Source organism: Virgibacillus sp. FSP13, assembly GCF_054048505.1.
The window spans coordinates 44,502-57,204 of sequence record NZ_JBSVKG010000018.1 but is presented as its reverse complement, the minus strand read 5'-3'; the positions used below and the strand labels follow the sequence as shown (position 1 = coordinate 57,204).

The window sequence follows — 12,703 nt, the reverse complement described above, 5'->3', positions numbered from 1 at the left end:
GCTGGTAGTGGTGCTCTGATTATCGACAGGGGAAAAATCATGGATTCTAACATTATACGGACTTTTTCTCCCTTGAACAGAAATTCACTCAAGCATAGCTGAATGTAATGGGTTTTTAAATCACAACACCAGTGTATTTCCGGAACGGCGGGAGAGCAACTTCTAGTTACGTTGCATTTTAAATCTATTGTGCAAAAAGCAATAATCTTTTGGGAGACAGTCATAAAGAAAAAGTGAGGGTATTAGTTATGCGAACGTTATATGTACGGATTATTGTTGTAACCATGCTGATCATGATTAGCAGTTCAATCATTGCTTTTATTGCAACAAACGTATACTATCACCAATTTTTAAAACCGAAAAACGATCAAAAAGTGACGCAAATTGCCAATGACATTGTTACTGTATACAGCGAGAGCCATGAGGGTGATATCCGTAATTATTTAGAAAATATGACGGAATTAGGTTATACCTTTTATATAATTGATGAAGATGGAAATAGAACTCATATTGGCATTGAGTTTGATAACACGGAATTATCATCGGATAAAATAAACAAAGTTCTAAAAGGGGATACCTATCACGGGATTGCCAATTACCCATGGAAGCTGTTTATTACCGGTTTTTTTAGTAATGAATTAAGAAATACAGTTGGCGTTCCTGTTGAAGTTGATGGAAAACATGTTGCATTATTCGTTCGCGCAAACACAGAGCGACAATTCGGTGAAATGCGTGTGTTTTTAGCAGTACTGCTCGTATTGGTACTTTTAATCAGCTTTTTGCTTGTGTTATTAAGTACCCGCTATATTGTTAAACCAGTCCATGCGTTAACAGAGGCTACCAAAAAAATAGCCGGTGGGAATTATCATTTAAAACTTCCTGTTAAACGCCGTGATGAGATAGGCGACCTTGCTAAACATTTTTCCCAGATGAGTACAAATCTTGAGAAGGTAGAAGAAAAACGCCAAGAGTTTGTGTCAAATGTATCCCATGAAATTCAATCACCACTAACATCGATTCAGGGTTTCTCAAAAACACTTCGATTAGAAGATCTGACAATAGATGAGCGGAATCATTACCTGGAAATAATCGAGAATGAAACAAAGCGTTTATCCATGTTAAGTAAGCAGTTATTAACACTATCCATGTTAGATAAAGAAACAAAACTGGACGATAAAATTACCTACAATTTAGCAGAACAGATAAAAGAAGTGGTTTCTACAACACGATGGCAGTGGCAGGAAAAGGAACTAGCAATTGATATGGAAATAGATGACATCATCACTATTTTTGGTGATCAAAAGCTGTTGCACCAGGTGTGGATGAACTTGCTTACGAATGCAATACGCTATACCAAATCAGGTGGGATGATAGCCATAAAGGCAAGTGTTGAAAAATCGGGAATTCGAGTATTATTTTCAGATACGGGAATAGGGATCGCTAAGGAAGACATTCCAAATCTATTCGATCGTTTTTATAAAGTAGATAAAGCACGAAATCGAACAGTTGTCAGCACAGGTCTTGGTCTATCTATTGTCAAAAAGATTATCGAATTGCATGATGGCACAATTATGGTTGAGAGTGAGCCTGGTGAAGGAACTACCTTTAGTGTGCTTTTACCGAAGTTGTAGTTTATATTTCCTGGGAAATAAGAAGAATAACGGCGAATTTTATCGAATAAGGAACACGATATATACCCCAATAATTTGCCTCTTTTCGACAGTAGTAGCAAGTATAGAGCTGAAGAACTAGTAATCATCTTTAGGGCATAAATCTGAAAAATATTATGGTTAGTTAAATACCCCCTATTAAAGCAGTACAAAGTAGTATATAATAACACTATTAAATTTTTTATAACTATTCAAACATCTCGGAATTCACATATCTAAATAAATCTAGGGGGTATGAGAATGATTCAGTTTCCAAAACCAACTGTGGAGCAATTTTTTAGAACGTATGCAATCACGAATTTTGCAGTAAGCAAAGACGAGAAGCGGCTAGTCTTCAATACAAATTTAAATGGTAAAATGAACCTATGGGCAATGGATTTACCTGACAACTATCCATATTTATTTGCTCATCAAGATGAGTCATGCAGTTTTATAAAATTCGACCCAAAGAAGCGATATGTATTAGCCGGGTTTGATAAAGATGGGGATGAAAATCATCAAGTATATGCTATTCCCTATGATGGCGGCCTACCACAACCACTAATTACTGGTGATGAAGAGGAGAAATATTTCTTTTCGCATCTGAGTGATGATGGTGAGCGGATTTATTATATGACTTCAGAAGGGAATCCATCGTTTTTAAATGCACGTGTTCGAAATTTAGCGGATGACTCTGATATGTTAATTAATACGGGTGAATTATCACCGACTGAACTGGCTGCGGTATCAGACGATGAGAAGTCATTTGTTTATTTGCGGGCATTTGCGAATACATACGTAACGGGCATTGTTAAAACGAATGGCCAAGAGTTAAGCCTAACACCTGATTCTGAAAAAGTTCATGTGACATTTGATCCGGTTTTTGTTGATGATTCTACTATATACTTTGTAACAGATTATGAAAGTGAGTATAGTTATCTCGCAAAATTCGATTTACAGACAAACGAGTTTTCCTCTGTCATCAGTGTTGACCAAGAAAGTATTGAATCATTAAATTTTAATAAGGAGAAAAATACCTTCTATCTTGTGACACAGGATGGTGTCGCTGATCATTTGTATCGTTATGATCTTGCAAGTGAAGAAATAGAAAAATTGTCATTGCCTGTTGATGTGATCGGTCAAATTCATGTGGCACAATCTGGAGCGCTATATGTATTGGGGATTAATACAACGGAACCGATGAATATTTTCCATTCAGTTGATGGCGATAACTGGACAAAATTAACGAACAACTCTGTGCTAGGTGTTAGTCATAATGATATGGTTGAGCCGGAAGTAATCTCATACACATCGTATGATGGCATGGAAATCGAGTCACTGTTGTTTAAAGCAGATCCGGAATTAGATAATGGTCATACCATCTTCTGGCCACACGGGGGTCCGCAGGCTGCAGAGCGTAAAACTTTTCGTTCAATGTTTCAATGTTTTCTTAATCGCGGATATAGCATTTTTGCACCGAACTTCCGGGGTAGCACCGGTTACGGGTCTTCATTTGTAAAGCTGGTAGAACAGGACTGGGGAGAAGGGCCAAGACTAGATTGTGTGGCAGGAATAGAGTGGTTGTTTGCTAATAATATTTCCGACCGTGAAAAATTATTTTTGGTTGGTGGCAGCTACGGCGGATATATGGCCTTGTTGTTGCATGGACGGCATCCAGAATATTTCAAAGCTGTCGTTGATATTTTCGGACCAAGTGACTTGTTTACCTTTGTTAATTCCGTCCCACCACACTGGAAGCCAATTATGGAACGCTGGATCGGTGACCCGGAACGTGATAAGGAGCGGTTTATTAAGGATTCACCTGTCACGTATTTGGACGGCATGGTGAAGCCGATGCTCGTGATCCAGGGGGCAAAAGATCCGCGCGTTGTGAAAGAGGAATCTGACCAAATTGTTGAGAAGCTAAGGGAAAAAGGTCGGGATGTTGAATATTTTGTCATGGAAGATGAAGGGCATGGTTTTTCGAAAAAGGAAAATGAGATTAAGGTTTACAATCTGATGCTAGACTTTTTGGCGAGGCATCAAGTGCAAGAACAGCATGTATAGACTGTAAGATAGGGGAAGCAGGTGAAACCGCCCGGATGCGGTATTGCCTGCTTTTTATGTGGTGTAGGGTCGGATTTTTGGACAGTATCAATATCTAAAAATGTTCAGTAGAAGGAATAAAGGAACATGTTCTGTTTATCTTCATACACTAAATAACACCACCCCTAAAATAAAGATTGACCATTCTCTCCATTGTCGGTTAAAATGGATTGTACGCTCTTTGATTATAGGGTGGATATTGTATTTAAATATAGAAAGGTGGGCAGAAATTTGAGAGTAAAAAAAGCGCCAGAACTATTTTCAGACCGATGAAGGAAAATAGTTGACGAGGTGGAGGTTAATCGAATTTATTCGGCGGATTCCTCCCGATTGCACATCTCAATCGTTATGCTTTTTTCTATAAACCAATGAGGTGACTTGTTGTACAAAAGGAAAAGCAAAGATGACTAGATAAACAATCACGAGAAAGGGGCAGCAAAACGCCCCGTGCAGAAGTTAAAGGCAAGATGTCGGAAGTCAGAATCTATAAAATCGGCTAACTCAACCGATTTCTTCCCCTTCTGACCTTTTGCTTCTAGAAAGATGTTTTAGCATTTTTCTCAGAGAAAGGTCGTTTGTTGCCCCATTCATACAAGGAGGAAACAACGATATGTGTGGAATTGTAGGATATATCGGACAAAACGATACAAAGGAAATTTTATTAAATGGACTGGGGAAATTAGAATACCGTGGCTATGATTCAGCCGGAATTGCGATGTTAAATGATAATGGAATGAATCTTTTTAAAGTAAAAGGGCGTATTGCAACACTAAGAGATCGAGTAGATAGCTCCGTTCATGCAACAATGGGAATTGGCCATACGCGCTGGGCGACACATGGTGTACCGAGCGAAGAAAATGCACACCCGCATCAAAGCAAGTCGGGCAGATTTACACTGGTTCATAATGGGGTTATTGAAAACTATCAGGACTTGAAAAAGGAATATCTTAGCGATGTAAATTTCATTAGCGAAACAGATACCGAAGTAGTTGTTCAGCTAATCGAAAAGCTTTTTCAAAAATACCAAGATACTGCTGAAGCGTTTCGCCAAACAATGAGTCTTTTAAAAGGTTCTTACGCAATTGGCATGATCGATGCGGAAGATCAGGATACACTATATGTGGCAAAAAACAAAAGCCCATTATTAGTAGGCTTAGGTGATGGTTTCAATGTTGTGGCAAGTGATGCAATGGCAACATTAAACGCAACCGATCAATATTTGGAGATTTTTGACCAGGAAATTGTATTGGTGAATCGTAGCTTTGTTGAGGTTCAAAAACTGAATGGTACTGTCGTTGATCGTAAGCCATACACAGCACAAATTGATGCGAGTGATATTGAAAAAGGAACATACCCGCATTTTATGTTGAAGGAAATCGATGAACAGCCATTTGTGATGCGGAAAATCATTAATGAATATCAAAATGAAAACAATGAATTGAAGCTTAATGCTGAAGTACGTGAGGCAATGAAGGCATGTGACCGTGTGTATATTATTGCGTGTGGCACAAGCTACCACGCAGGATTAGTTGGAAAGCAGTTCATTGAAAAATTAGCTAACATTCCAGTTGAAGTCCATGTAGCAAGTGAATTCTCATATAACATGCCACTTCTATCGGAAAAACCATTATTTGTGTTTATTTCACAAAGTGGGGAAACAGCCGATAGTCGTGCAGTATTAGTAAAAATTAAAGAAATGGGACATCCAGCACTAACGATTACAAATGTGCCAGGATCCACCCTTTCTCGTGAAGCGGATTATACGTTAAACCTTTATGCAGGGCCAGAAATCGCCGTAGCATCAACGAAGGCATATACTGCACAAATTGCTGTATTAGCAATTTTAGCAGTTGATACAGCCCAGGCAAAAGGTCTTGAGTTAGACTTTGATCCAATGCAGGAGCTAGCGATTGTCGCAAATGCAATGGAGGTTTTAACAGATCAGAAAGAAGCAATTGAAGATCTCGCTAAAAATTATTTGGAAACAACACGTAACGCCTTCTTCATCGGTCGTAGCAGCGACTACTTTGTTTGTCTGGAAGGTGCATTAAAACTTAAAGAAATCTCCTATATACAGGCAGAAGGATTTGCTGGCGGTGAATTGAAACACGGAACCATCGCGCTAATTGAAGAAGGTACACCAGTTATTGCATTAGCAACACAGACAGATGTGAACTATGCAATCCGGAGCAATGTGCAAGAAGTAGTCGCTCGTGGTGCAAATGCGATGGTTGTCAGTATGAAAGGTTTGGAACAAGATAATGATGCATTTGTTTTACCGCATGTGCATGAACTATTAACTCCACTTATTACAGTTGTTCCGTTACAGTTATTGGCGTATTATGCGGCGTTACATCGTGATTGTGATGTCGATAAGCCACGGAATTTAGCGAAGAGTGTGACGGTGGAGTAGGGATATTTTAGTTGGTTAGATTTTGTGTAGGTTTGAAATAAAGTCGTACCGTTTATAAAAAAGATGTACCGTTTAAAATAAAGTTATACCGTTTATAAAAAAGTTGCACCGTTTCACCCCTTTGGATATGATAGTCTAAAGGGGTGTTTTTGTGGCGAAAAGAAAAAGAACATCTAAAGTCGATAAGTGGATTAAAGAAGGTAGAGGAACTGGCAGTGGGGTAGATTATCAGCCATGGTTAAAAATTCAAGATGTTTCCTCACTAGGTCGGTCAACGAGATTAAAAGGTATAAAGACCAGTAGACAACATGAGTTTTTATCGGATTTGGAACGAAATTACTTTTATTTGACTGAATTTTCCGATGTTGTATTAGATATTCGTGAACAGTATCCTTTATTACCACAAGAAGAGACGATTGTAATTGCAGAAGAGCTTGGAATTAAACACCCAGTAGACCCGAAAACAGGCGATCCAATTGTTATGACAACTGACTTTTTATTAACGGTTAATAAAGGACAAGGTGTGTTTGAAGTTGCTCGAACAATCAAAATGAAAGACGAATTACTTAAAGAACGTGTACTTGAAAAGTTCGAAATTGAACGAGAGTATTGGCGACGGAAAAATATTGATTGGGCTATTGTTACAGATGAGAATATCCCTAAAATAGTGACACGCAACATTAGTTATATTCATGATTACTATGACATTCGAGATTATGATATATTCCGAGAAATGGATTCTCAATATATTGAAGACTTATCCTTGTCTTTAATGCAAAGACTATTAAATAACAAATATAGCATCCGTACCATTACGAATGAATTTGATACTGACACTCATTTGCCTTTTGGTAGTGGTGTAACACTTTTTTATTATTTGCTTGCTCAAAAAATCATCGTTATAGATATGCTTAAGACCCTAAGTTTAGAGCAGCAGATTGATATTAAATCCATTGATGAAAGTAGATTGAAGAAGGTGAAATACGGATGATTTATATTAATCAAGTGCTTCAATATACGAAGGATTCAAAACGGATTCGTGTTGTTGAGATAGAGGAATCATATGTTTTTACTGTAGATATTGATGCACATACATCTATGCCTAAAAAAGAACTTTATTCTACATTAGTTACAGATATCGAACAAAAAGAGTTATTAGTGATAGCAGATCCCTTTTCAAGAGTTGTAATTGATAGCGATTTAACAGAAACGCAAATTCAAAAGCGCGAAAACGATTGGGGGACTATTCAAACGTACTGTTTAGGACATATGGATGCACTCCTTCAAAAAAGGGGTAGAGAGAAGAAGATAAAGGAAATTGCGGAAGGGTTAAATGTTACTCCTACTAAGGTAAAAAAACTACTCAGCCGATATTGGCAACGTGGTATGGCAAAAAACGCCATGTTACCTGACTACTCTAATTCAGGTGGTAAAGGCAAAACGAAAGCTTTAACGAAAGAAAAAATCGGTCGTCCTCGAAAAGTAAATATAAATAATAAATATCAAACCGGTATTAACATTACGGAAGAAGTAAAGGTCCAAATTGAACACGTTATCAACAAGTACTACAGGAAAAAGAATAACTACTCTTTAAAAGATGCCTATAATTTTATGCTTCGTGACTTCTATTCTGATCGCTATAAGGAAAACGGTGAACTGAAGTACCGTATTTGGGATGCTACCCGAACTCCCTCATACCATCAGTTTTACTATTGGTTTAAAAAGCTTGAAGACCCAAAAAAAGATATTCAATTTCGTAAAAGTACGAAAGAGTATGAGTTGAAGCATCGTCCGATTTTAGGTAATTCTAAATCAGAAACAAATGGTCCTGGAACTAGATTTCAGATTGATGCAACCATTGCAGATATTTATTTAGTTAGCTCGCTTGATGTAAATAAAGTAATTGGACGACCAGTTATTTATGCGGTACTAGATGTGTATTCACGCATTATTACAGGTCTCTACGTCGGACTAGAAGGTCCATCATGGATTGGTGCAATGATGGCTTTAGATAATATGGTTGCAGACAAAGTAGAATTTTGTAAGCAATATGGAATTGATATAACTCCTGAGCAATGGCCAACACATCATTTGCCAGAAATTATTATTGCTGACCGAGGTGAATTTGAAGGTTATTCGGTAGACAACTTAATTAACAATCTTAATATTAAAATTGAGAACACCACAGCGTATCGTGGGGATTTAAAGGGGATTGTTGAGAGGAAGTTCCGCACTTTTAATGGAAAGGTGAAGCAAAAGGCACCGGGAGCTATTCAGAAGGAATATCGAGAACGTGGTGATCAGGATTATCGCTTAAATGCAACGCTGAATTTAAAGGAATTTACGTCTCTTATTATTACGATGGTGCTGCATCATAACCAAAAGGTCATTGATAAATATCTCGTTGAGAAAGAAATGGTGGCTGATGGACTAGTGCCAACACCGATTAATTTATGGAATTGGGGCATTCAAAATCGTACAGGAAGACTAAGAACGGTTGATAGGAACATTCTTCGCTTGAACGTACTTCCACGTGGAAAAGCGATAATTTCAAGAGCTGGAATCAAGTTTAAAAACCTTTTGTATGGTTCTCGCCAAGCGATTGATGAGCAATGGTATTTAAAGTTGAAAAATCGTAGTGTGGAAATTGTTTATGACCCACGACATATTGAAAAAATCTATATACCTCATGATAACGGAATGGACTTTGAAACTTGCACCTTATTAGAACCAAATCAGCAATACAAAGGTGATTTCCTAGAAGAAATTGTCTTCCAACAACAACTTCGAAATGAACTAGAAGAAATGGAGCGTACGAATCAAGTTCAGCTAACAGTAAATACAGATACAGCAATGGAAGAGATTATTAAAAAAGCTGTGAAGAACAAAAAGCAATCTTTTAATCAACCAACAAGTAAAAAGGCTAAAATAGCCTCTATTCGTGACAACAAGGATGTTGAGAAACAGTTAAACCGTGAAGCTGAAAGGTTTGACTTATCATCCGATAAAGTTGGTGAAGAAGCTGAAGTGATTGATTTCTCTACAAAAGAGAAGGTTGATGACGCACCACCAAAAAAACCAACCTCACGACTTATGGAAAAACTAAAGAAGAAGCGAGATGAGGAATTTGGGAAAAACAAATGACATGGTTGTCTTAAAAGGAGAATTTGAGAAAGGCGTCTATAAGGAACAACCTTTAAGTGAATATACCAATAATCCTTTCATCGAATCCCTTCCAGCGATTTTCAGTGAGGATGATGTGCTAGAAAGATTTATGGTGACCCCACGAATTAGTAAACAAGATAAATTAAGTGCAACGAATATTCGATATCACGTGTTAAAGCGTGTGAGAAACTTTATTCAGCCATTACCGATTCACTTTAAGGTAGAACGTCGATTATCAACGTTGATTCGTAGGGGTTACTTAGCACGTAATCCTTTAGACATAACATTTTTAGAGCGTATTCGTGTATTGCATGAGTTGCGTGAAGAAGAGGCCACACATAAATATATCGATGAAAGACTGAATTATATTCGCTCGACCGCCGATAGTTTATCCATTATTGGTATTTCTGGAATTGGTAAAACAACGGCAATTGAACGTCTTTTGCTTATGTATCCGCAGGTAATCAAGCATGAAGAATACAAGGGGCAACCGTTTAATCGGACCCAAATTGTATGGCTTAAAATTGACTGTCCTTATGATGGAAGCCTATCTACTCTATGTAAAAGTTTCTTTAAAGCGATTGATGACTTGTTAGGAACAAGATATCTTGAAAAATTCGGTTACTTAAACCGAGTGACATCGACCATGTTGTTGCACATGACTTCATTAGCAAGTATGTATGGTATTGGTGTTCTGGTAATCGATGAAATCCAGCACTTACTACATTCTAAAAATGATCAGGAAGAGATGCTGAATTTTTTTGTGACACTATCTAATACAGTTGGCATTCCTACGGTGTTAATTGGCACATCTAAGGCACAAAAGCTATTCAAAGGTAACTTTAGGCAGGCAAGACGGGCTGCAAGTGATGGTGCAATTATTTGGGATCGCATGGCGGAAGACAGTGAAGAATGGGAGTTCTTCCTCGAAACCCTTTGGGAATTACAGTGCTTAAAAACCTATTCTGAACTTACAGAAGAGATAAAGAAGGCATTTTATTATGAATGCCAAGGGATTACTGCTGTTGCTGTAAATCTATTTATTTTAGCACAGGAACGAGCATTATTTGATGAGAATAACACAAATGAAATCATTACACCACAAGTACTGAAAAAGACTGCTAAAGAGGACATGCAAACGATTCAACCAATGATGACAGCTATCCGAACCAACAATTTAGCCGACATGATGAAGTATGGAGATATTATGATTAACTTGGATGATGTCATGCTGAATCATAAGCGAAATACAGAAATGGCAGGACGTATTCAGGAGGCGTTTAAAGAACACCAAAATAGAATCGAGTATAAACGCCAGGACACGATTGAAAACTTAAGTGTTGAAGTAGCAGCCCTTGGTATTTTTGATAGTTTGAAAGATAGCGATATTAAAAAACTGGCACAAAAAATAGTGGAGGAAAATCCACTTGATTCGGACTTTCACCAACTAAAATCGGATGTGATTCAGCAGGCGATTTCCTTAAATCAACAAAAGAAAGATAAAAAGGCAAAGGAAAATTTGAAAAAGGCAGAAGTTCTACCATTACTAAAGCTAAGAAATCAAGCATTGGACAAAAAGCAACACCCTTATGAATTACTAGAAGCAAACGGATACATTAAAAGTCCTTTGGAGGAATTCTACCAGGGGGGAGTATAATGCTGCCATTCTTTACGGATCCATATCCTGATGAATTAATTTATTCAGCAATAGCACGTTATCACTTTTACAGTGGAAATATAGATTACAAAGATACGTTGGAAGAAGTATTTCAAAGTCGTACTGTGATACCAAGTTTAGAGATTGGTAGCCATTTTGATGCTTTAGTTCAACAAATTGGAAAACATTATTCGGTAGAGAATCTGTTAGCGAAACATACCATTTATCCGTTTTATGCTTATCAAGTATGAATGTAGGGATGTATTGAAGGGTGACATACCGTATTTTTGTTGCCATGCAAATTCTACGGATTTATATCATCCATTAGGTAAAGCTAAGGGAAACTTTTTCCGTGTTTGTAATTTTGATTGTTTGATGGAAAAAATAAAATTGCTAAGTGAAGCAGATATGGAAAGCCAATTAACCTTCATCCGAAATTCACTTATAGCACAATATTCTAGCCCAAATCATCAATTTAATGGTAAGAAGATAAACTATGAAAACTATTCTAATTCATCATTAACACCTAACACCTCAAAACAATTTCTGGAACTAGCTATACAAATTGGAGATGAGTTAGAGAAAGAAGCTATATTTGGTTCTGAAAATGATATAACCTGGCTGGGAGTAAATGTAAATATGAATGATCAGTTAATGTTCAGTCCAGTTGAATTCGATCTATATGATGGATTGCTAGGGATTGGCCTATTCTACGCGAATTTATATCATGTATCGAAAAAAGAAAAGTATAAAATTTTAGCAGAAAAAACCATTCATACAGCAATTTGTAATATCAGTAATCAGCTGCCAATATCTGCATTTTATGGATATGGAGCCTATGCTTATGTTTTAAGTAATTTTTCGATTATATTCGATAATCAACAGTATTTACTAGAAGCTAGAAATGTATTGGAAAAAGCTATGGTACTAATTAACGAAGATAAATCCCTTGACTTTTTGGGAGGTTCCGCGGGCTTAATCATTACTTGTATTCATATTTATCAAAAAACGGGTGAATCATATTTATTAGAAATCGCCAATTTGTGTGGTGAATTACTTTTAAAGAAGGCAGTAAAACAATCAACTGGTATTGGCTGGCATTCAAGTCAACTAACAAAACCACTTACGGGTCTTTCGCATGGTTCTTCAGGCTTTTCTTGGTCATTAGCAGCATTGTATTCGGTTACTCGAAATGAAAAATACAGTAACGCGGTTATGGAATCTCTAAACTATGAACGATCATTGTTCGATAAAAAACATCAAAACTGGTTAGATTTACGTGATGAAACCGCAAAATATAGTAATCCGATGTGGTGTCACGGAGCCACCGGAATTGGAATGAGTAGATTAATGTTAATGAACTATTTTCCAAATGATCGTGATATTGAGAATGAAATAAGAGTTTCATTAGACCAAACACTAAAAAATGGATTTGGGGGTACACACAGTTTATGCCATGGTGATCTAGGTAATCTGGATCTACTGTTATTGGTCGCGGATCAATTTCAACGTAATGACCTAGAAGAATTGGCGCTGAAAGCTGGTGTTAATATAGCTTCTGAAGTGAGAGCAGGGAAAACAAGATATGGTATGCCATCAGGTGCCAAAAGCCCAGGATTAATGTTAGGGAAGGCAGGGATAGGATATGGATTTTTAAGACTGGCCTTTCCGCGAACTGTACCGTCTATTTTAACCCTTGGGTTGAATGAGTAA

7 protein-coding genes and 1 pseudogene are annotated in these 12,703 nt (G+C 37.3%); all 8 read left to right on the top strand.

The features are described from left to right. Positions 1 to 248: 248 nt before the first annotated feature. The gene (locus tag ACW2QC_RS14455) at positions 249 to 1,631 is read left to right on the top strand and encodes a HAMP domain-containing sensor histidine kinase (protein ID WP_457544672.1); all 1,383 of its coding nucleotides are present in this window, start codon (positions 249 to 251) and stop codon (positions 1,629 to 1,631) included. A 279-nt stretch (positions 1,632 to 1,910) separates the two neighbouring features. Further along, the gene (locus ACW2QC_RS14450; protein WP_457544671.1) at positions 1,911 to 3,716 is read left to right on the top strand and encodes a S9 family peptidase; all 1,806 of its coding nucleotides are present in this window, start codon (positions 1,911 to 1,913) and stop codon (positions 3,714 to 3,716) included. A gap of 649 nt (positions 3,717 to 4,365) precedes the next feature. Then, complete coding sequence (gene glmS, locus ACW2QC_RS14445) at positions 4,366 to 6,168, top strand: glutamine--fructose-6-phosphate transaminase (isomerizing) (RefSeq protein WP_457544670.1); 1,803 nt, start codon at positions 4,366 to 4,368, stop codon at positions 6,166 to 6,168. Between the two features lie 151 nt (positions 6,169 to 6,319). Beyond that, positions 6,320 to 7,159, top strand: a complete 840-nt coding sequence (locus tag ACW2QC_RS14440) for a TnsA endonuclease N-terminal domain-containing protein (RefSeq protein ID WP_457544669.1) — start codon at positions 6,320 to 6,322, stop codon at positions 7,157 to 7,159. After that, positions 7,156 to 9,312 (top strand): Mu transposase C-terminal domain-containing protein, encoded by a 2,157-nt coding sequence (locus tag ACW2QC_RS14435; protein ID WP_457544668.1) that lies wholly within the window; start codon positions 7,156 to 7,158, stop codon positions 9,310 to 9,312. Before ACW2QC_RS14440 ends, ACW2QC_RS14435 begins: the two co-directional genes overlap by 4 nt. Beyond that, a complete protein-coding gene (locus ACW2QC_RS14430; protein WP_457544667.1) occupies positions 9,287 to 10,990 on the top strand; it encodes an ATP-binding protein in 1,704 nt (567 codons plus the stop codon). Before ACW2QC_RS14435 ends, ACW2QC_RS14430 begins: the two co-directional genes overlap by 26 nt. Next, positions 10,990 to 11,229: pseudogene (locus tag ACW2QC_RS14425) on the top strand (TniQ family protein); the annotation flags it as partial. The gene ACW2QC_RS14430 and the pseudogene ACW2QC_RS14425, both read left to right, overlap by 1 nt. 25 nt (positions 11,230 to 11,254) lie before the next feature. Then, positions 11,255 to 12,703: a type 2 lanthipeptide synthetase LanM gene (lanM, locus tag ACW2QC_RS14420; protein ID WP_457544666.1), complete on the top strand. Its 1,449-nt coding sequence runs from the start codon at positions 11,255 to 11,257 to the stop codon at positions 12,701 to 12,703.